Source organism: Rhizocola hellebori (assembly GCF_016862955.1).
Taxonomy (GTDB): Bacteria; Actinomycetota; Actinomycetes; order Mycobacteriales; family Micromonosporaceae; genus Rhizocola; species Rhizocola hellebori.
This window is the reverse complement of record NZ_BONY01000034.1, coordinates 37,643-57,768: the sequence shown is the minus strand read 5'-3', so window position 1 is coordinate 57,768 and position 20,126 is coordinate 37,643. Positions and strand designations below refer to the sequence as shown.

Annotated in this window: 19 protein-coding genes; 16 read left to right on the top strand and 3 right to left on the bottom strand. The window is 64.6% G+C overall.

The genetic code is table 11. The annotated features are described in order from the left end of the window. Nucleotides 1-6: 6 nt before the first annotated feature. On the bottom strand, nucleotides 7-1,365 hold the full coding sequence (locus Rhe02_RS26080; protein ID WP_203910992.1) for an NHL repeat-containing protein: 1,359 nt from the start codon (nucleotides 1,363-1,365) through the stop codon (nucleotides 7-9). A 1,159-nt stretch (nucleotides 1,366-2,524) separates the two neighbouring features. Between Rhe02_RS26080 and Rhe02_RS26075 the strand changes: the two genes are divergently transcribed. The 6 genes from Rhe02_RS26075 (at nucleotide 2,525) to Rhe02_RS26050 (ending at nucleotide 8,077) form a co-directional block, all read left to right on the top strand. Next, the gene (locus Rhe02_RS26075; RefSeq protein ID WP_203910991.1) at nucleotides 2,525-5,137 is read left to right on the top strand and encodes an ATP-binding protein; all 2,613 of its coding nucleotides are present in this window, start codon (nucleotides 2,525-2,527) and stop codon (nucleotides 5,135-5,137) included. A 22-nt stretch (nucleotides 5,138-5,159) separates the two neighbouring features. Beyond that, complete coding sequence (locus Rhe02_RS26070; RefSeq protein WP_203910990.1) at nucleotides 5,160-5,297, top strand: DUF1877 family protein; 138 nt, start codon at nucleotides 5,160-5,162, stop codon at nucleotides 5,295-5,297. Nucleotides 5,298-5,660: 363 nt separating this feature from the next. After that, nucleotides 5,661-6,044, top strand: coding sequence for a VOC family protein (locus Rhe02_RS26065; protein WP_203910989.1), 384 nt, complete (start codon nucleotides 5,661-5,663; stop codon nucleotides 6,042-6,044). Between the two features lie 161 nt (nucleotides 6,045-6,205). Continuing rightward, nucleotides 6,206-6,622, top strand: a complete 417-nt coding sequence (locus Rhe02_RS26060) for a hypothetical protein (protein WP_203910988.1) — start codon at nucleotides 6,206-6,208, stop codon at nucleotides 6,620-6,622. Then, nucleotides 6,619-7,035 (top strand): hypothetical protein, encoded by a 417-nt coding sequence (locus tag Rhe02_RS26055; protein WP_203910987.1) that lies wholly within the window; start codon nucleotides 6,619-6,621, stop codon nucleotides 7,033-7,035. Before Rhe02_RS26060 ends, Rhe02_RS26055 begins: the two co-directional genes overlap by 4 nt. 40 nt (nucleotides 7,036-7,075) lie before the next feature. Then, complete coding sequence (locus tag Rhe02_RS26050) at nucleotides 7,076-8,077, top strand: AraC family transcriptional regulator (RefSeq protein WP_203910986.1); 1,002 nt, start codon at nucleotides 7,076-7,078, stop codon at nucleotides 8,075-8,077. Nucleotides 8,078-8,104: 27 nt separating this feature from the next. Here the strand turns inward: Rhe02_RS26050 and Rhe02_RS26045 are convergent, their stop codons facing one another. Then, nucleotides 8,105-8,509 carry a hypothetical protein gene (locus Rhe02_RS26045; protein WP_203910985.1) on the bottom strand — a complete coding sequence of 135 codons (405 nt, stop codon included), beginning with the start codon at nucleotides 8,507-8,509 and terminating at the stop codon, nucleotides 8,105-8,107. A gap of 234 nt (nucleotides 8,510-8,743) precedes the next feature. Between Rhe02_RS26045 and Rhe02_RS26040 the strand changes: the two genes are divergently transcribed. Next, nucleotides 8,744-8,992 (top strand): CPCC family cysteine-rich protein, encoded by a 249-nt coding sequence (locus tag Rhe02_RS26040; RefSeq protein ID WP_203910984.1) that lies wholly within the window; start codon nucleotides 8,744-8,746, stop codon nucleotides 8,990-8,992. Nucleotides 8,993-9,063: 71 nt separating this feature from the next. Here Rhe02_RS26040 and Rhe02_RS26035 read toward each other — a convergent pair whose 3' ends face one another. After that, nucleotides 9,064-10,590, bottom strand: a complete 1,527-nt coding sequence (locus tag Rhe02_RS26035; RefSeq protein ID WP_203910983.1) for a proprotein convertase P-domain-containing protein — start codon at nucleotides 10,588-10,590, stop codon at nucleotides 9,064-9,066. A 259-nt stretch (nucleotides 10,591-10,849) separates the two neighbouring features. Between Rhe02_RS26035 and Rhe02_RS26030 the strand changes: the two genes are divergently transcribed. The 9 genes from Rhe02_RS26030 to Rhe02_RS50000 all read left to right on the top strand — a co-directional run bounded on the left by Rhe02_RS26030 (nucleotide 10,850) and on the right by Rhe02_RS50000 (nucleotide 19,878). Beyond that, a complete protein-coding gene (locus Rhe02_RS26030; RefSeq protein ID WP_203910982.1) occupies nucleotides 10,850-11,194 on the top strand; it encodes a hypothetical protein in 345 nt (114 codons plus the stop codon). A gap of 136 nt (nucleotides 11,195-11,330) precedes the next feature. Next, a complete protein-coding gene (locus Rhe02_RS26025; RefSeq protein ID WP_203910981.1) occupies nucleotides 11,331-13,082 on the top strand; it encodes an HSP90 family protein in 1,752 nt (583 codons plus the stop codon). Between the two features lie 3 nt (nucleotides 13,083-13,085). Next, on the top strand, nucleotides 13,086-15,950 hold the full coding sequence (locus tag Rhe02_RS26020; RefSeq protein ID WP_203910980.1) for an ATP-binding protein: 2,865 nt from the start codon (nucleotides 13,086-13,088) through the stop codon (nucleotides 15,948-15,950). Nucleotides 15,951-16,061: 111 nt separating this feature from the next. Beyond that, nucleotides 16,062-16,766, top strand: a complete 705-nt coding sequence (locus tag Rhe02_RS26015; protein WP_203910979.1) for a hypothetical protein — start codon at nucleotides 16,062-16,064, stop codon at nucleotides 16,764-16,766. A 236-nt stretch (nucleotides 16,767-17,002) separates the two neighbouring features. Beyond that, complete coding sequence (locus Rhe02_RS50015) at nucleotides 17,003-17,596, top strand: hypothetical protein (protein WP_239124056.1); 594 nt, start codon at nucleotides 17,003-17,005, stop codon at nucleotides 17,594-17,596. Then, a complete protein-coding gene (locus Rhe02_RS50595) occupies nucleotides 17,572-17,781 on the top strand; it encodes an N-6 DNA methylase (protein ID WP_275412645.1) in 210 nt (69 codons plus the stop codon). The genes Rhe02_RS50015 and Rhe02_RS50595 overlap by 25 nt, the downstream gene beginning before the upstream one ends. A gap of 908 nt (nucleotides 17,782-18,689) precedes the next feature. Beyond that, nucleotides 18,690-19,394 (top strand): ATP-binding protein, encoded by a 705-nt coding sequence (locus Rhe02_RS26005; protein ID WP_308442019.1) that lies wholly within the window; start codon nucleotides 18,690-18,692, stop codon nucleotides 19,392-19,394. A 33-nt stretch (nucleotides 19,395-19,427) separates the two neighbouring features. Further along, the gene (locus tag Rhe02_RS50005) at nucleotides 19,428-19,670 is read left to right on the top strand and encodes a hypothetical protein (protein ID WP_239124054.1); all 243 of its coding nucleotides are present in this window, start codon (nucleotides 19,428-19,430) and stop codon (nucleotides 19,668-19,670) included. Continuing rightward, nucleotides 19,663-19,878, top strand: coding sequence for a tyrosine-type recombinase/integrase (locus tag Rhe02_RS50000; protein WP_275412643.1), 216 nt, complete (start codon nucleotides 19,663-19,665; stop codon nucleotides 19,876-19,878). The genes Rhe02_RS50005 and Rhe02_RS50000 overlap by 8 nt, the downstream gene beginning before the upstream one ends. Nucleotides 19,879-20,126 lie beyond the last annotated feature (248 nt).

Sequence of the window (20,126 nt, the reverse complement as noted above, 5' to 3'; positions counted from 1 at the left end):
GATCTGTTACGGAATGGTGACTCTTATCAGCGCGGCGTCGAACCCGCCCGGACCCGGTGCGGTGCCACCCGGTGTGGAGACGGTGCCGTTCGGGTCGGCGACCACGCCGGTGCCGCCCACGAGCTGATTCGTGGTCGTAGTGATTCTGGAGTTCAGGTTCCTGGTTTGTTGTGGACAGCTACCCAAGGTGAATGGCAGCCTGCTGGTGGTCGTCGCGCCCAGCACTACGGTTTGGTTGGCGGCGAGCGCCACATCCTCGCCCTCGTCCAACCCGGACCCGTCTACGCTGTTGCAGCCGATGCCCTTGCCTTTCGTGTCGACGCGCAGTAGGTAAGCGAACGATGGCCCGCCGACAAAGGGGCTCTGCGACACGCCGCCGACAAGCAGTGTGCCGTTGGGTAGCACCACGACACCGCCCGGGAAGTCGTCGTTGTTGCCGCCGTAGGCGGCGACCCAGGTCAGCGAGCCGGTGGGGCTGAACTTGGTGATCAGCGTGTCGTTGATGGCGGTCTGGCTCTGTATGGCCTGCAGCCCGCCGGCGACGTAGATCGAGCCATCGGGGGCCACGGTCAGGCCCCCGCGCGCGTCGGCGACGTCGCCCGCGGCCAGATCGCGCTGCCATAGCAGCGTTCCCTGCGGGGTGACCGTCAGCAGAACCATGTCCCAATGGAAAGTCCCGTCGGGTCTCGGGGCGACCCCGGCGACGTGGATGTTTCCGTTAGGGCTGATCGCGAGCGCGTCCCCCGAGGCGACGTTCGCCCATGTCCGCTGCCAGACGAGGGTACCGTCGGGTGCGAAGCGGAGCAGGATCAGCGGGCTCAGCTCGTGGAGGCTGTTCGCGCCGCCGCTCACATAAATGGAGCCATCGCTGGCGACAGCGACGGCCTCACCGGTTTCGGTATTGCCGCTGTCCCAAATCCGTTGCCAGATCAGCGCCCCATTCGCGGAGAACTTCAACAGAAGCACGTCGCCTGCTTGGGTACCGTTCGGAGCAAACACGCCGGTCACGTAGACCGATCCGTCCGAGGCTACCGTCACGTCGTTGGCCTCGTAGATCCCGTTTGGTGTGGCCTTCCAGCTCCGTTGCCAGGCCAGCGACCCGTCCGCCGCAATCTTGACGAGAAATAGCTCCTCACCTGCGCCCAGAATGGTCGTGGCGCCGGTCAAATAGAAGCCGCCATCAGGTGCTGCCGCGACGGCCGTGACATCTTCCCTATTAATGCTTCCCCAAGTCGTCTGCGTAACCACCGTCGCCGCGGCAGCGGGGGTCGACACCGCTATCACGGTGAGCAGCGCGGCCGTTACCGCGACGCAGAGCCGCCCCAGGCGACGTCGCGCTGGCCGAGACCAATCAGCGTGTCGCATCTCTACCTCCTAAGCGTCATAGATGCCTGTCTCTCGTTCACAACGGGGAGCGCGCCGGTGAGGTTCACCGGAAGATCCGACCCTTCCGGGAACCCGGGTGATCACTACGCAGACTCACCTGTATGAAGGCATGTCAACTGCACCGCGTCGCCTGTGGACAGCCGGGCGAGTCATCCACAACTTGTTGATTTCGTGAGACGTCAGCGCGCATTTCCTTTAGACAGTAAGGATGCGTTCGGCCTTCCGGACGCCGTCCGACCTACTTCGAGAAAGGCGTTCGATGCCTTCCGCGCGACCTCGCTCCTCTACCAGCAAGGACAATGACGGGATTTCGTTGCGACTCTTGGTAATGTCGCTGACTTCTGCCATGGCGGCTATTGCCGCTTGGCGCCTCCCCGACGTGGCGGGACCGGCGACATTTGCGATTGCCGTGTTTCTGGTGCTTGACGCGAAGACTGCACGCCGGTGATGGGCGCGGGAGTCGCACTATTCTGCGGCGGATCTGCGAGTAGCGAGTTTGGGCGACACAGCGGCAGGCGAATCCCCTCTGCCAGAATTCAACGACAAAGGGGCCATTGGCCATTGGCATTGCGTCGCGAGCTCCAAGCACTGCACCGGATACTTCGCTGACGATCGCTCGCACGATCAGCTGAAGGCGTCCTTCTTCCTCAAATCCGAGCAACAGCTAGCGTCGTACCGCGAAGCTGATCATCGCCGACAAGCAAAGCCGTCGTGCGGTGCGCAAGGTGCCGATTCGAATTGACTCTAGTGACCTAGTTATTTAGCGCTATGCTCCGAGCCCTCCGGATTGCGGAGTCCGGGCGGTCCGGCCTGGTTGACGGCGTTCGCGGCTGAGCGGACCATGATTTGGTCCAGGTGGCGGCGAATCTCGTTCTTCGCCCTCGAGCCGCGACGGCGGCGATCGATCGGTCCGGGGACGTGTTGAGATCGTGAGAACTGCGGCGGCAAGTTGCAATGCTGCGGCGCACAGGTTCACCCATGCTTCCATTGCCTCTCCCGGTGGGCTGCGAGGTGACCTTATGTACTCATCAGACTCCTTGGCGCGCGGGAGGGATGGCGATGCCGGATTGTGTCGGAGAAGTCGGGCATTGCTGCAGCTGTATGGCAGTGACTGCGAGATGATGCCAGATGCTGCCAGATGCCGGACGATGACTATGTGGCTTATTTGGCGCGGGTTAGAGAGGCTCGGGAACCTGAACTGCGGGCGTTCTGCGATCGGCTGCGGCAGCTGCACTTGGAGGCGGGCGGTCCGACCCTGGACGCGTTGGCTAAACGAGGCGGATTGCCCAGTAAGTCGCGGATATCTGAGATTTTACGTGCAAAAACCAAGACTGTTCCATCTTGGACATTTGTTCAGGCATTTGTCATGGAGTGTAAACGGTATGCGCGTGAGCGGGGCCGATTGCTGTCGGTGTCGGTGGATCTCGAATTCTGGCGTCGGGAGCATGGCTTCCTCGGCGACGTCCTAGAGAGGGCTCGGCGCACGGATCAGGTGCTCGCCGCGGGTGGCGACGAGAATGGTCCGCTCCGCGTGGTTCCCCGCTCGCTTCTACCGGATGTGCTCGGATTCGTCGGGCGTGCCGGGGAACTCGCTGCGTTGAGTCAGGCCCTGGCGAAGGCTCAGCAGGGTTCTTCAGCGTTGACGATTTCGGTCTTGTCGGGGATGGCCGGGGTTGGAAAGACTGCCCTGGCGGTACACTGGGCGCACAGCGTATGTGGGCATTTCCCCGATGGTCAGCTCTACGTGGATCTACGCGGATACGACCGTGATCAGCCGATGTCGGTCGATGACGCCCTGGGTGGCCTGCTTCGTGCTCTCAGGATCGAGGAGAGGAACGTGCCGCTGGATCCGGCGGAGCGCTCGGCCTACCTCAGAACGGCGTTGGCGGGACGGCGAACATTGTTGGTTCTCGACAACGCCCATTCGCCGGAACAGGTTCGGCCATTGTTACCCGGCACTCCCACATGCCTGGTGGTGGTCACTAGCCGCGACAGCCTGGCCGGCTTGGTGGCGCGTGATGGCGCTCAGCGAATCGATCTGGATGTCCTTCCGCTTCCCGATGCCGTTGACCTGTTACGGTCCTTGCTTGGCGCGCGAGTGGACGCAGATCCTGCAGCGGCTACGGCATTTGTTGAACTGTGCGTTCGGCTACCACTGGCGATACGGGTTGGTGCCGAGCTGGCGATTGCCCAGCCACAGGTCAGCCTCGCCGACCTATGGCGCGATCTTGCAGTTGACCGACGGCGGCTTGATCTACTCACGGCCGGCGGTGACGAGCGAACCGCGGTGAGGGCAGTGTTCTCCTGGTCATATCGTCACCTACCTGCCGGCCCTGCACGGGCGTTTCGCCTGCTTGGCATAAGCCCATGTGTCGATGGCGATTTCTATGCGGTAGCCCATCTGGCCGGTATGAGCCTCGACCAATCACAGCATGCCGTCGCCGCACTTGCGCGGGCCCATCTCGTGCAGTTCACGGTGGCAGACCGGTTCACCATGCATGACCTGCTACGGGTCTACGGTGCCGAACGCGTGGCCGAAGAAGACGTCGAAACCGATACTCGTGCTGCGCTGGAAGGACTTTTCGACTATTACCTGTCGGCAGCGGCGGCCGCGATGGACGTGCTGTACCCGCATGAACGGCACCAGCGACCACACATTCCCCACGCTCGTGCGCCATTCCGGCTGCCGTTCGAATCTGCCCAGGCAAAGACATGGTTAGACAACGAGCGCGCCAACCTCGTGGCCATCACCATCCACGCGGCCTCTCACGGCTGGCCAGCCCATGCATGCCACCTTGCTGCGGTGTTGCGGCGTTACCTCGATACCGGCGCCCACTACATCGATGGCCTCGCGATTCATAGCCACGCCTTACAAGCCGCGATCGACCGTGGTGACCGTTACACCGAGGCATTGACATTGCACAACCTTGGGCGCATTCACTCCCGAGTCGGACATCGCAGCCGTGCTATCGCCTACTACCAGCAGGCCTTGCCCATCCGCCAGCAGATCGGCGATCGAGCCGGAGAATCCGACACGTTGAACAATCTCGGCAACGTCTATCGGCACCAACGCAAACACGATCAGGCGCTTGAGCACTATCAGCAAGCCCTCGCCATCGTTGCGGAGCTCGGCGACGCCAGTAGAGAGGGCATCGCCTTGCACAACATCGGCATTATCCTCCGCGAGCTGGAAAGCTATGACGAAGCCTTAAGCCACCTGGAACGGGCTCTCACTATCACCCAGAGCATCGGAAACCGGCTCATCGAAGGTAACATTTTGCAAAGTACTGGAGTCGTGTACTCGTTGACCGGACATACCATCAAAGCACTCGACCATTACCACCGAGCGCTCACCATCGCACGGCAGGTAGATGATCGAGTGGGCATGATCGACGCAATGCGAAGCATTGGGAACGCCCATTCTCGCCTTGAATCCCACGACACGGCCATCGCTTACCTCGAGCAGGCACTCGCCATCGCGACCCAGATCGCCAATGCGGCAGCAGAATGTGACACGCTCAACGAACTTGGAATGGCATACCAACGACAAGAACGCTTCGACGAAGCGCTCAGATATCATCAGCTGGCGTTGCGAAATGCGACCGACATTAACGACACACATCAGAGAGTCCGCGCACACCTAGGAATAGCCGCAGCTCTCGAAGCAGGCGGCCGCGATGCCGAGGCCCGCACACACCGGCAAGCAGCTGCGGCCGCAGACGCCACATATAACCCTCCCGAAGTCGAATAGGAAGATTGGCTGGCATGTCATCGTGGTGACGGACCCCGACTATCACGGCGCAGGTGATGATGCGGACTTCGAGTACACCTGGGACGGTTTCACCGATCTGCAAGCGTTCCACGATCGGGCCGCCGCTGCCGGGCGGGCGGTTATCTTCGCCGCCACATGACTTCACGCAGAGCCAGTTGCGTCGGCGCGTTCGTGCGTGGTCACCGGACTTGTGCCGTGCGATGAGGGATCCGGCAGCGATCAGCTCTGAGCGCCACGTCGGTAATCGCGGTCTCTGGTACACGTCTCATGAGGCCCCGCTCTGCGGACTCGTCTCACACCGGAGCGGTCACCGGACGGTTCGGGCGGTGCCGCCGCCTCGCGTCGCCCTGATCGTATAAGCGATCTCAGCCGTCAGTGCAAAGCGAAGGCGCAGACTTGCCAAAGATGAGGGGGCGTCGCCGAGTCCCGTCCTGTGCGTTCATCCCGGCACTTACCCGGTGGATGCGGGACGGTGTGGGTCACGACGCGTATCGTGTGGCTCGTGACCACCATCTCTGTGATGCTTGCGGTGCCGGACGCTGTGGCGGCATCTGCCTGGTACCAACGTGCTTTGGGTGCCACCGAGCTGTGGAACCTCGGTTCGGTTATTGGTCTGGAGGTTGGAGGGGCGCCGTTTTTTCTGGCGCAGCCGGAAGGTAACGGCTGGGAGAGCCCGGTTGAGCTGGGCACCACGACGGTGCGGGTCGAAGTGTTCGTGGACGATCCGGACTCGTTTGCCAGCGGTGCCGCGGCTGCGGGGGCGGACTACCATGATCCGGTTCGGGATCATCAGGCGCCGTGGGGTACCCATCGGCAAGGGGGTTTCTTTGATCCGTATGGGCATCTGTGGCTGGTGGGCGACGAGTCGCCGCTGCGCCGCCGTTGACCCATCGAGCCATGGTTATGGCGAGATCCCGCGGCTGCTCCTGAAACCGAGGACAGCATCCGAAATCTGTTGCGATCATCCGGAGGATTTGGCGGGTTTCGCAACCGGTATGGCGGACTATGTCGTTGTTCGGGCTGCCCGGCGGACCGAGCATTTACCGCATGCGTTTCATGACCTGGTTTGTGCGAGTCGCGGGCGTCTACAACGCCAGTGCCATAGCGGTTTTCCTGACCCCCGGCGTACCTGAGAAGATCGGCCTGCGTACACCCACCATCGCCTTCTGGGTCTGGTTGCCTTCGCTGGTCGGGTTGTTCGCCGGTATTGTGCTGGTGCTGTCGTCGGTGGACCTGCAACGGTTCGGTGCGTTCCCGTACTGGAACGGGATCGTCCGGCTGATCTTCGTAGTCGCGGTGTTCACCTTGGATCTGCCCGACCAAGCCGGGGCGTTCGTGATGGTTCTGGCTATCGGTGACATCCCGCTCGCCCTCGTCACGATCTTCGGTCTGCCGTATGTGTTGCGGCGCAGCCACGGCGATCTGCTCCGTAACCGCGTGCACCCGATCTGGTCCGCGGCATGAGCCGGCTGACCAACCTACGGTTCGGCTTCACGCTGGTGGCCGTGGTGGAGATGATGTACGCCCTGGTCGGCCTGCTCCCGCCGAGCGTGATCGGCAAGGCCACCGGATGGAACATCAACCCGGACGGGCAGTGGGTGGTCAAGCTGATGGCGATGGCTCTTGCCAGCCAGGCTCTCGTGGCCTGGGTCCTGCGGAAGCGCCCGCACCGGGGGGTCGCCGGATGTCTGGCGTTCTACCAACTTGCCAGCGCGACCGTTGACTGGGTGGTATGGCTTACCATTCCAGGTGTCTTCGCCACCGCTCAGGCCAAGGCCGGGGTGCTCGTGGCGATCCCGACCCACTATCTGATCGGGATCCTGCTCATCCTGGGAATTCACGCAAGTCGAGGTCATGACACCACGTACCAGATGTAAGGTCCCGATCGGACTGGAACCCGCGCTACAGGCCTGCGCGGTGGCTCCAGGGCAGGTGCTCGCCCTGGCCGGTCTGCCACCCGACCTGTTCGCCACACCCGGTATCGCGCTGCCCGTCTACGCCTACTTCGAGTTGTGGCAGGCGATCGGCAAGGTCAGCGACGATCCAGGCATCGGGATCGCGCTGGCCCGCGCGGTCCGGGCGGACTTCACCGAACCGTACTTCCTGGCCGTGTTCAGCTGCGCCACCCTCGGCGAGGCGATCCAGACTGTCACCCGATACAAACGCATCCTCAGCCCCGAGGACGTCGACCTCAGGGCCGGCCCTGCCGCGGGCGAGGCGACGGTGACCTACCGCTGGCCGGCCGATGTGCGACCGCCGCCGCAGGCCCTCGTCGACGCGGAACTTGCGTTCCTCACCGAAGTCGCCAGGCGGGTAGCGATCGGCTCACCACTGCGGATACAACTGGCGACACCGACGCTGGACGCCCCGGGTGTTCACGCGGCTTACTACCGCTGCCCGATCCAACTCGGCACGCCACACAACGCTATCGTGCTCGCCGCCGCCGACCTTGACCTTCCGCTCGCCAACCATAATCCGGCGCTGCTTCGGGCGCTGCTGCCCTACCTGGAGGCCAACACCCCGCAAGCCGACGGGCAGATCGAGCAGGTGCGCTCGGCGATCGCGCGGCGGCTGCCCTCGGCCCGACCGACAGTCGACGCGGTCGCCCGCGACCTCGCGACGAGCACGCGCTCATTGCAGCGGCTGCTGCTCGAACACGGCACCTCATTCCGGCAACTGCTCGACCAGGTACGACAAGATCATGCCCGCAGTTACCTCAGCACCACGTCGTACAGCGACGCCGAGATCGCCTTCCTGCTCGGATTCGGCGATCCGGCCTCGTTCTACCGGGCTTTCCGTTCCTGGACCAGCATGTCACCAGGCCGCTTTCGGCAGGGCTTCGCAGCCGGGCCGCCGGTAACAGGGGTGATGTCTAGACAGGGCGCGGAAACCACGGACCGGGCCTCAGCGCGCGGCTAACGCCCTGCGACAGCCGGACGGCGCGGGTCACGTCAGGCCGTGAAAGGCACGGACGAATTCCTGCTGCTGCGCCACGTTTGCGGCCTGGACCGGCGGCGCGGGTGCCAGCAGGTCGACGACTTCGAACGATCCGTCCTCGAGCCGAGCCCCGAGCACGTAGCCGCAGCGGCCTTCGGAGAACTGGCGCAGCAACCCAGAAGGCCACACGTTGATCCGCGCACCCTGACAGCACAACAACAGATGCCGGTCCTCAAGATGGCGACGCAGTTCGGTCAGGGCCTCCAACAGATCGCCGCCCGTGACCGTGCCGACCGTGCCGACGCCATTCGTCGCAGAAATGGTGACCCGACTGAACGTCGCTTCGACGTGCAGCGTGATCGGTGCCGTCGCGCCCGAGCCGTCAACAGTCTGCAGCAGCACCTCTTCGGCCATCGGTTCCCCTCGAACACGATCGGCGATCACCTCACCGCCCGGCCGCGGCCCGGTCCGCCTCGTAGAAGTCGGCTAATTGGCGCGACCGTGCCCAACAGTTCCAGGGCGTGACAGCACTGTACGCCAGACGCCAGCAGCGATGCCATCACCCAATTCCCTTCCCGGCGGATGATGCGCGACGGGCCGCCGGCACCACGTCGACGATCATGTCGCTCGAATGCGACGATTGCCGACATGGCCGAATCGCCTTACAACTGTCCGTGCTGCGGCTACCGGACCCTGATCGAGCGCGGCGCCAACGAGACCTGCGACCGTTGCCTGTGGACCGACGACGGCCAGGACAACGAGGATGCCGACGTGGTACGCGGCGGCCCCAACCATGAGCTGAGCCTGACCAAAGCCCGACAGAACTTCGCCCGGCTCGGCGTGATCGCCCAACGTTACCTGGACCCGGTGAAGCCGCCTACCGCGCCGCAAGAATGAACCGTGGCGATCTAACGTGCGCGCCCGGCGTGGGACGCCTGACGCGCACGTGGTCTAGCATCTTGCCATTGTCAGGCGGTGACACTCCAGGAATCGATGAAGCCCGAATCGCCTTGGAAGTGGTCCTGAATCCTGATTTGCCAGACGCCTGCGCGTGGCGCGTCCGAGGCGTCGACAGTGAAGATCGCATCCACATTGTCGGTGCCGTCGCTGAGGTTCTGATCCTTGAGGCGGTGTACGGTGCTCGGCCCACCTGGAAGGCCCGGAGTGATCAACTCGATCGACAGGTCGCCGCGATAGGTGTGCACGATGTGCACTTCAATCTTGGTGGTGAACGACGACAGGCCAACGCAGTTGGGTGTCAGGCTGAAGCTCAGGACAGTCGCCAGGTCGGGCAGGGTCGTGTCGGTGTTGTGGGTGAGTTTCGCGCAAGCAGGCGGTGTGGAACCGGCGAGCTGCAAGTCGAAGGCGACCGGCCCGTTGCTGAAGCAATGGACGGTGAGCACCTCATCAAATACCCCGGGGATCGTTGAGGCGCCCCGGCTGCTCCCCTCCACCTGGCACCGCACCAGCGTGCCCACCGCGGTCGCGATGGCGGCGCTGGCAAGCGGCGCTCCGTTGTGAGCCGCGCCCTGGTTGGCCAGCTTCACGCGGTAACGGCCATCTGTCATGCGTGTGACCGTGTGCGTGCCGGCAGCGAAGCCGTCGTCGATGCGGTTGTACTGGGCCGATGGCGTGTGCTCGACATTGAAGTCGCTTATGACAGGCACGGAAAGATACGCCGCGGAGAATTGGCTAACCGCACCAAGCAGATTGGCACCCTCGGCATAGGAAATGTTGAACGAGGAGTCCAGATCCTGTTGGGTTGCCGGGTCGAAGCAGTGCACCAGCGCGCGGCGCTTGCCGCTGACGACCGAGCTCGGTGCGTCGATTACACACACCGGGCCGAACAGCTTGGTAGCGGTGACCGCAAAAGCCGGTGCCTTGCCGGTGTTTAGCAACGGCATATCGACTGTGTATTTGCCAGTGGCGGTGCGGGTGGAGGTGATTGTGCCGGCGACGCTGCTGCGCTCGAAGGCGATGCTCGACCCGGTGGCGGAACCGTTGACCCGGGCGACCGAAAGACCACCCTCGTCGGTGGAGCCGTTGGTGTAGTTCACCGTGAAGATGGCGTCCCGCTTGGCGTGCGGCGCAACGATATCGACGCAGTCGACGGTGACTCGTACATCGCCGCTCTGCGCGAAAGCGAAGCCGCTCGGCGCACAATAGGCCAGATCCTCGCGGGCCCGCACGTGCACAACGCCCTCGACGACCGTGCCCAAAGGCAAGTTGTTGCCAAGCGCGTCCTTACCCAGCCCGTGGAACTGCATCTGGTACGAGCCGAGTGCCACGTGGTCGACATGAACCCCGGCGTTGGCCGTCGTTGCCTGGTACTGAACCTGTTGCAGCCCTTGGTCATTTTGCCGGTCGACGACCGCGAATCCGGAGCGGTTCACCGGCACGGCCGCTGCCGCTGGCGTGGCGGCGGGCAGAACCAACGCCGATGCGGCGGCTGTTGCCGCAGCTGCAACGACGAGGATCCTTTGCAGAGATAACATTTGGGTGGTTCCTCCAGTGCTTGGCCGCTCGTGGCGGCCGTGGTGATGGCGGCGTGTTCGCCGCTGGAGGCAACCATCCTCGATGGAGGGTCCTGCTACCTGAGTAACCAATACTCATTTTCTGGGTACGAGGTACGCTGTCCCATAAACCCACGCTACACGATCGACGACATCGACCTGGCCACCTAAGTAGCTATAGAACTAATTCGTTCAGCGGGGTACCAGTGGGTGTACAGACGGCACTCCTATCTTCATCGCCATGAATACTTCGATTCGTTCGCTGGCGATCGCCGCCACGTTGCTGCTCGGGGCGCTGGTGGTGCCCGCGGTCCCCGCGGCAGCCGCCGCACCGGCACCGCATTGCGAGTCCGGTGCCTCGCGCCTCGTCTGCATTGGTTCAAGCGTCGGGCAAACCACTTGGACGGTGGGCTACATCTTCCCGCCCCGCACCGATGTGATCTACACGACGCCCAGCAGATCCCTGGCCACCAGGTGCCCGAATCCTGGCTTTGGGATACAGGTGTTCTACAGCTACGTCTTGAACGGCGTCAGGGAGACCAGCGCTGCCACCAGTCTCTGGTGCAACCCTGGCCAGTGGTCGTAGGCCACACCTGTGAATCGCCGGCAGCCTGCCGTACACCGGCAGCTGTCGGCCCCCAACTGCCGGCCGGCAAACGGCGGGTGTGCCGCGCATCCCGCCGTGACCCCACCGCTGGCGCTCGGCCCTGTACCCTGCGCCGGTGAGCCACTCCTTCCAGGTCGACCTGCGCGGCATCGTAGAGCTCTTGAGCCATCACCTCTACAGCAGCCCACGTGTCTATGTGCGTGAGCTGCTCCAGAATGCGGCCGATGCGGTGACTGCCCGGAATGCGGCCACCGGCCAGATCTGGTGCGAGACCCCGGCCACCACCGCAGACGGCTCACTTCGCATGCACGACAACGGGATAGGCCTTACCGAGGCGCAGGTGCACGAGTTCCTGGCGACCATCGGGCGCAGCGGCAAGCGCGACGAGCTGGGCTTCAGTCGTCATGAGTTTCTCGGCCAGTTCGGCATCGGCTTGCTGTCCTGCTTCCTGGTGGCCGACGAGATTCGCGTGCAGACCCGCCATGAAGGGCATCCCACCGTCTACTGGACGGGCCATAGCGACGGCCGTTACGAGGTGGCCGCCGGCCCCGACCGCATGGAGCCGGGCACGTCGGTGACGCTCGTGCCACGCCGCGACACCGCCGTTTGGCTGGAACCCCTGCGGGTGACCGAGCTGGCCCGGATGTTCGGCGGCATGCTGCCCTACCCCGTCCGGGTGGACGGTGAGCTGGTCAACGAGGTTGCGCCGTGGCTGAACGAGTCGCATGTGCCCAAGACGGCCTACGCGGAGCAGACATTCGGCTTCACCCCGTTCGACATCATTGACCTGCGGGTGCCCGAGGCGGGCCTGACCGGCATGGCGCTGGTGCTGCCGATGACGGCCAACCCAGCGGCCAAGGCGGGGCATCGGGTCTACCTCAAGCGGATGCTCCTGTCCGAAGGGGTGGAGGGGCTGCTGCCGCAGTGGGCGTTCTTCGCGCGCTGCGTGATCGATGCCAGCGAGCTGCGCCCCACCGCCAGCCGCGAGTCGCTCTACGAAGACGGCCTGCTGGAGTCGGTGCGCGAGCAGCTCGGCGCCCAGCTGCGCGGCTGGCTGGTGCAGCTGGCCCGCCACCAGCCCGAGCGGATGAACCGCTTCCTGTCGATCCATCACCTGGGCGTGAAAACCCTTGCGCTGCAGGATGAAGAGATGCTGCGTCTGGTCGACCAGTGGTGGCCGATGGAGACCAACATGGGCAAGATGGCGCTGGCTGAGTTCCGCGAGCGCTTCGGTGTGGTGCGTTACAGCCCCAGTCTCGACGAGTTCCGCCAGCTTGCCGCCGTCGCCGCGGCCCAGGGGCTGGCCGTGGTCAACGGCGGCTATACCTACGACACCGAGCTGATCGAGCGCTTGCCCACGCTGGATCCGGCGATCCTCGTCGACCGGCTCGACCCCAGCGACCTATCGACCCGCTTCGACACGCTCGACTCTGCCGTCGAGCTGACGCTGCGCCCTTTTCTCGCTGCGGCGCAACGCATCCTCGACCCGCTGGGTTGCGAGGCGGTCGTGCGTGCCTTCGATCCGCCCAGCCTCGCCGCGCTCTACTTGACCGATCGGCATAGCACTTTCCAGCGCCAGCTGCGCGAAACCACCCGGGTCGTCGACGAGATGTGGGCCGGTGTGCTGTCGACTTTCGAGCGGGCCGATGCGCAGACCCGACCGCAGCTGGTGCTCAACTACCGCAATTCGCTGGTACGCAGAGCCGTTGCCCTGCCCACCCCGGAGCTGATGGGCCTGGCCGTTCAATCCCTTTACGGCCAGGCGTTGCTGCTCGGCCACCACCCGCTTCGTCCCATCGACACCGCATTACTCAACCGGTCCTTCCTGGACCTGCTCGACCATGCGATGCCAAGTCTGGAGGAATGACCGATGACCACCGCCGACGAAGTACATGAGCTGATCCACCGCTCCTGGAACACCCCCGACGGCGCGGGCCGCATAGTCCTGGCCGAGCAGGCGCTGGTGCGGGCCGAGTCGCTGGGCAACCCCGACCTGGAGTTTTCTGCCCGGCTCGCCGCCACCAGCGCTTACTACCAGGGCGGTGAGCCGTCGAAGGCGATTATGACCTTCGCCCGCAATCTGGCCGACTACGACGCCGATCCCGGCCGCCGCAGCGCCGAGGACGAGCGGCTTCTGTTGTGGCAGTTCAAGTTCGCCATCTCCGCGATGTCCAGGTTCCCCGAGATCCCGCTGGACAAGACCGTCGCCGTGCTCAACGACATGGAGCGCCGCTACCGTGCGGGCGGCCAGAGCCTGCAAGCGGTTTACGCCTACCGGCACTCGGTCGCCGCTCACCTCGGCGACACCAGGACGGTCGACCACTGGTACAGGATGTGGGACACGGCACCGCGCGATCGCAACTCTGACTGCCGCGGCTGCGACCCGACCTCCAAGGCCCACCACCACCTGCGGTTCGGCAGCGCCGAGGATGCGATCGCCGTGGCCGAGGCAGCACTCAGCGGTCAGCTGACCTGCGCGGAGCAGCCGCAATCGATCCTCACCGCGCTTCTCACGGCGTACCTGCGCACGGGCAAGCTTGAGCAGGCCCGCAACGCGCACCGGCGCGCCTACCGCGCCCTGTGCGACAACGTGGCAAATCTGGGCCAGATCGCTGACCACATCGAGTTCTGTGGCCTATCCGGCAATGAGATGCGAGGCCTCGAACTCATCGAACGCCACTTGCCTTGGCTGGAAAAGGCTCCCACGCCGCAGGCGGAAATGTTCTTCGCGGCCGCTTCGGCTCAAGTGCTCTCCCGGCTCGCCGCGCAGGGCCACGAAGCGCTCGAGGTGCGCCGCAGCGAAGGGGGCAGCACCGTCGCTGAGCTGGCCGCCTCGCTACGCGAACGCGCGCTGTCAATCGCCGACCGCTTCGACCGGCGCAACGGCAACTCCTACCAGGGGTCGATTATCGCGGGAATGCTTGATGCGCAACCGCTGGTGGACAACCTGCCGCTGTCGGTCACCGCCGCCCGTCAAGCTGGCATCATCCTGCCTTCCCCTTTCCCGGTACCGGCCAGAGCCAGCGCGGCGGAAGACCTCTCCGCGGTCCCGGTCGCGATGAGCCTCGACGAGCAGCTAACCGCGGCCGAAGCTTGGGGCATGGAGCTCGACCCCCGAGCGGATGCCTTGACCGCACGGTTGTGGCAGCAGTTCGGTGACTCGCCACAGACCACCTTGCAGCAGGCCCGGTTAAGCCGGCTACGCGGCTCGGCGGACCGCACCCGCGACGAGGCTTCGGTGGAGCTCTTCGATTCCGCGGCCACTCTTTTCGCCGAGGCCGGAGACCGGCTCCTCGAGCTGACGAGCCGCTCACAGCGGGCCGTGGCGGCGATCTATGCCACCCGCTCGACCGAGCCCGCTCAGGAGGGCCTCGACTTCTCTGAGCAGTTGCTCGCCGCCGGCCCCAGCCCCGCGCAACGGGTCGGTGTGCACGTGCGTAAGGCGTTGCTGCTGGCCATGCTCGAGCGGCCAGACGAGGCTCTGGCGTGTCTGGAGAGTGCCGAAAGCGAGCCGGTGCCGCTGTCGCCTCGGCGCCGTGCGCAGATCCTCTCGCTGCGTTCCGGGCTGCTGCACGGGCTGGGTCGCATAGAGGAGGCTGTCGCCGCGTTGCACGCCACCGCGGACATCCTGCGGCCGCTAGGCCCCAGCGACCAGCTCGCCAGCACGCTGTTCGCGCTGGCGCAGGAGTACGGACAACGCCGGGAAAATAAGGCGACCATAGCTGCCTTCGAGGAGGCCGCGGCCGTGGCATTGGACCCGGAGCTCAAGCGCAGCGCTCGCGTCAACGCCGGCTTCATGCTCGTCTCCACGGAAAGGGCGGGTGAGTTCGTCGACGACATCGTCGAGCACATCTGCCTGGCGGTCGCGGCCGGCGATCCCAAGGCCGCCAACTACACCCGGCACCGGCTGGCGCTCGCCTTGAGCACGGTGGGCCGCTACCACGAGGCCGCCGAGGTGGCCGAGGAGGCGCTGGCCTGGTTCGCCGAGCAGGAGGAGCAGGATTCTGACCTGATTCTCGAGCTGCGCAACCTGCTGGCCGGCCTCTACGCCGAGATCGACGAGCCACACGTGGCGATCGCCCAGCTGGAGATCCTCGCCGAGCTGACCCGCGAAGGCGATGTCTACCTGCACGCCGACGTGCTCGACCGGCTGGCCGAGCTACTGTCGCGAGTGGACAGAGACGCTGAGGCGGCCGAGCGCATGCAGACCGCCGCCCAGCTCTACGGCCAGGAAGACCTCACGATGCCCATGCTGCGGGCCCGCCGCCGTCACGCCATGATGCTGCACCACGCCGGCCGCCATGACGAGTCCCGGCAAGCGGTCGAAGACCTCAGCACGCTGCTGGGCATGGTCGAGGTGCCCGAGGAGCACCAGGCGAACCTCATCTGGGAGAGAGGCATGGCGCGCTACGACGCAGCCATGATCCTTGCCAACCGCGAGATCCCCGACTACGAAAGCGCTTTGCGCCATCTCACACCCGCTCCGGCGCTCTTCCGCTCCATCCAGGCCTTCGGTGAGGCGCTTGCCTGCGAATCCCGCCACGGTCAGGTGCTGGTGGTGGCCAGCCGCCCAGCCGAGGCCGAAGCCGTACTCAACCGCGTGCTCGACCAGCTCCCCGCCGATCATCCGGCGTTGCGGGAGAACGCCTCCTGGCTGGCGCGGGCCCTCGATGAGCAGGGCGAGAAGCGCAAAGCCCGCAAGGTCCGCAAGAAGTACCACTTGCCGGAGGATTAGGCGGTGGCAGTAGACCTGTATCTCCGGTGTCCACCGTTCAGATCTGGTGCAAGGTTGTGGTCGTCTGGTTGAGTGGGAGACCCGGCTGGGACGACCCAAGGAGTTCAAGGCATGGCCACAGATGCCCTCGACGGACCGGTTCCGGCAGCAGGTGTAGCTGGGCAGCGAGTCCTCGATCTCTTGCACAGGGCGATCGACATCCAGAGCCGGCTGGTGAGCAAGAACATCGCCCGGGCCCGCCAGCGCCACCCTGAGGCCGTACCAGCCCAGGTGATCCGCAATCTGGAGCGGATGTATGTCAGCGCTCTGGCTGGAACGGGTGCCGCGGTGGGAGCAGCAGCGGCCGCGCCTGGCGTCGGCACGGGAGTCGCATTGGCGCTGTCGGGAGGCGAGGCTATCTCGTCGCTTGAGCTGAGCATCCTCTTCGCGCTCTCGATCGCCGAGGTGCACGGAGTCGCCATCGACGAGATCGAACGCAGACGAACGATCGTGATGGGAATCATGCTCGGCGGGAGCGGTTCGGCCACCATCGCCAAGGTCGCGGAGCGTACCGGGCAACACTGGGGGCGTCAGATTGTCGCCAAAGTGCCAGCCGAGACGCTGCGTCAGATCAACAACATCCTGGGGAAACACTTCGTCACGAAGTACGGGACCAAGCAGGGAATCATCGTTCTCGGCCGAGTGGTCCCGTTCGGCATCGGCGCCGTGGTCGGTGGCGGCGCCAACGCTGCCATCGCCACTCTGGCGGTGAAGGCCAGCCGTCGCGCATTCGGCCCACCCCCGGAATCGTGGCCCGCGATCAAGATGCTCGGGTAGCGGCTCCCCGTCCCACAATCTCGAGTAACCGATTCCTCCTGGTCGACCGGCCTAGTCAATTCAGCGGTATGCCTCCGAGCCCTCCGGATTGCGGAGTCCGGTCGTCCAACGGTTGGTGACCATGTTCGGCATAGCTGGGTCGTCGCTGACCTGGTGCACATAACCAAGACTGCCGCCGTGTCCAATGGTGTCCAACTCGGATAGTGCTCTCGTCACCACACTTGTAACCTCCCGGCATGCATCTCATCGGAAAGATCCTCGCCGTGGTCGTGATCACGACCACGGCGATCGTGGCGGGTGTGCAACCCGCATCGGCGTTTACCGTGAGAAATATCGTCAACGATGGTTTTGAGAATCCAGCCGTGTGGGCCGGTTACTTCGCCGCACCCGGTGCGGCATACGTCAACACCAATCAGGCCGCCGCCCATGCCGGCCAGCGATACGGAGTCCTTTGGGAGGAGGCGGGCACCGGCACATGGGCCTCGCTCGAGCGACTCTTCACCGAGCCAACCGGCCGCGGAAGCTGCGTGGCGTCGATCTGGATTGTGCCACTCCTTAGCGACGGCAACAATCACAGCCGTTTCAACATCGAGGTGATCGACCCACAAACATTTACCTACGTGGCACTCAATCCGGTCGACTACCAGTTCCCGTCGCAGTCCTTGCCCTCCTACGCCAAATACACGCTCGACCCATGGAACCTGGGCGGGCGGCAACTGCTGTTCCGGGTCTCGCAGCTTGGCGGCAACCCAGTCCCTGGGCATCCCGGCCTCTTCTACCGGACGTCGAGCCTGGTCGACGACCTATCGATCACCTGCATTACCTTCTGAGGACATCGAACCGCGCAGGGCAGTACTTCGCCCCACGTACACTGATCGATGCGATGGTAGGGGATATCCAGCCGACTCCGGATGACACGATCCTCGACCCTGCCTGCGGCACCGGCGGATTCCTGATAGCTGCCCACGCTCACTCAGCCCGCCGGTTCCAAGCCCGCAGGCAAAGCGCCGAGTGAGCGCCTCATCGACTTCAATCGCTGCGACTGAGGAAGGTGATGATGATCTGCGTGTTTAGCGTGCGTAGAGAATTCGCTTAGAGATCGTCTTTATGGTTGGCGTATGACAACATCAAGCGTGGACATGCTGGGCATGCGATCATGAATCGCAGTGGTGACTTTCCTGCATCCTCAACGTGCCACCGACGCTCGGACACGTCGACATCTGCTAACGAAGATCTTGATCAGGTGGACCCCCGCTCGGCACTCAAGTAGGAGTCCCTAAATCGCCGTTCGCCGAGCGGTGTCCACTCTGGACTGTAGTTCGCAGAGCCGGTCATCGCGGCCACCCGCTGGGCAACCTGTCCGATTGCGGGGTGACGGCCTGGCGCTGCCTCGCCGAGCCAGAACAAGTCGTGACCGAACTGCGCGAAGCGATCGGCCAACTCGGGTCGTAGCACCGCTGCTGCCCGCCGATGGGATCAGAATGTCGTAAGCGCCCGGCGAGGTGGGATCAGGTGCAGTCTCGTAATCCAGCCGCCACCCGAGCGGGCCATAGCATGGCGACGGGCTCCCTGGCGGTACCGCCTGGTGAGTCGAACTGCTGGTCTGGATCGCGGCGAGCATGACTGTGGAGTCCACACACAGGCCTGCCATCCGAGGACCTCGGCCGCATCGGCCTGGTCCGTAGCGCCGTCACGATGCGCTGCCGGATCCCGGCCCACTGCCAAGGCGGAACAGCGAATAGACGGCCTGCCAGGAGCCGTAACAGGCGGGACGTCGCGCCACGTCGCGCCGACCCTCACTCGTCACTCGTCACTCGGTTCAGCCGGGCACCGGCCCATGGGAAAGGTTCGGCGCATGACCCGGCCCTCGGCACCGCCGATTCCTGAAGAGCTGGAACGGATCCTGCGCCGCATGCGACTGCCATACCTGCGCAAGGCGGCGCCCGATGTCTGGCCACCGCCAGGGCGCAACGCTGGGATCCCGCCGAGCTGTTACGGGTCCTGCTCAACGAAGAGGTCGTCGGTCGGGACTCGGCCACCCGGCGGATGCGCCGCAAGAAGGCCGCGTTCCCAACTGGCAAGACTCTCGCGTCCTGGCCCCCCGAGGAGTCCTCCATCCCCGAGGCCACCCAGAACGCCCTGGTCACCCTGGAATGGGTTGGCAGGCATGAGAATCTGGTGATCTCCGGTCCCTCCGGGACCAGCAAGCCGCATCTGATCGAGGGCCTGGCCGCTGCGGCGATCGAAGCCGACATGCGGGTGGCATGGTTCACCCTGGAAACATTGACCCAGGCCATCAACCGCGCCAAAGCCGACGGATCCGTCGCCCGCGCCGTCGCCCGGATCTGCTCGGTCAACGTGATCGTGGTTGACGACATCGGCATGCTACCGGCCGGGCAGGAAGCCGCGGAGGCGTTCTACCGCGTCGTTGACGCCGCCTACGAACGCCGCTCGGTCGCGGTCACCAGCAACATCCACCTCAGCGGCTTCGACACCATCATGCCCAAAACCCTCGCCACAGCAACGGTTGACCGGCTATTGCACCATGCCCACCTGGTCATCACCAAGGGCGACAGCCACCGCCTCGCCGAGGCCCTCGCCGGGAAAGGAGTGACCCCCTTGACCTGACAGGCCTAGCCAACGTAAACGGTAGGAGAGGGTGTGGTGTTTGGCCCGCCCCAGTCGAGCCGTGCGCGGCGGGTGCTCACGATGCCGGCCGTGGCGGCTGCCGCGCTGCGTCGCCATCAGCGGTATCAGGTGGCGGAGCGGGTTGGCGTATTGGAGTGGGCGGAGACCGGGCTGGTGTTCACCACCGCCACGGCAGGCATGTGGAGCCGCGGAACCTCAACACGGCTTTCGCCCGGCTGCTGTCACGTTCGGGTGTCCGGCCGATCCGATTTATGACCTGCGGCATACCTGCGCGACTCTGCTGCTGGCAGCTGGCGTGTCAGCTCGTGTGGTTATGGAGATCATGGGTCATTCGCAGATCGCCGTGACGATGAACATCTACGCCCATGTGATCCCGGCGATGCAGCAGGAGGCGGCTAGCCGGATGGACGATGCGCTCGGCGGACCGGGCAGCGACGAGCTGGGGGAGCGCGATGCGGACTGAGGCTGTTGCTGTCACGGCTGCTGTCAAAGCCGCCACAGAACGAGTGCAAGATTCACCGGGGCCTGGAAAAGAGCTGGTGAATGATGGTGCCCCGTGGTCACTAAAACGCGAACCGATTCCTCCTCGTGGTGGGCGGCCCATTACCGGTCTCGCCCATCCGTCGTTCCGCCGCGCAATGAGGATGATCTTGAATTGCATCTAGATCCGAAATCGAAGCTAGCAACTTAGTCAATTGAGCGTTATGCTGC

Coding starts and splice junctions, on each gene's coding strand:
- Rhe02_RS26080 (WP_203910992.1), bottom strand. CDS start 1,365: ATGCGACACGCTGATTGGTCTCGGCCAGCGCGACGTCGCCTGGGGCGG.
- Rhe02_RS26075 (WP_203910991.1), top strand. CDS start 2,525: ATGCCGGACGATGACTATGTGGCTTATTTGGCGCGGGTTAGAGAGGCT.
- Rhe02_RS26060 (WP_203910988.1), top strand. CDS start 6,206: ATGCGTTTCATGACCTGGTTTGTGCGAGTCGCGGGCGTCTACAACGCC.
- Rhe02_RS26055 (WP_203910987.1), top strand. CDS start 6,619: ATGAGCCGGCTGACCAACCTACGGTTCGGCTTCACGCTGGTGGCCGTG.
- Rhe02_RS26045 (WP_203910985.1), bottom strand. CDS start 8,509: ATGGCCGAAGAGGTGCTGCTGCAGACTGTTGACGGCTCGGGCGCGACG.
- Rhe02_RS26040 (WP_203910984.1), top strand. CDS start 8,744: ATGGCCGAATCGCCTTACAACTGTCCGTGCTGCGGCTACCGGACCCTG.
- Rhe02_RS26035 (WP_203910983.1), bottom strand. CDS start 10,590: ATGTTATCTCTGCAAAGGATCCTCGTCGTTGCAGCTGCGGCAACAGCC.
- Rhe02_RS26030 (WP_203910982.1), top strand. CDS start 10,850: ATGAATACTTCGATTCGTTCGCTGGCGATCGCCGCCACGTTGCTGCTC.
- Rhe02_RS26020 (WP_203910980.1), top strand. CDS start 13,086: ATGACCACCGCCGACGAAGTACATGAGCTGATCCACCGCTCCTGGAAC.
- Rhe02_RS26015 (WP_203910979.1), top strand. CDS start 16,062: ATGGCCACAGATGCCCTCGACGGACCGGTTCCGGCAGCAGGTGTAGCT.
- Rhe02_RS50015 (WP_239124056.1), top strand. CDS start 17,003: ATGCATCTCATCGGAAAGATCCTCGCCGTGGTCGTGATCACGACCACG.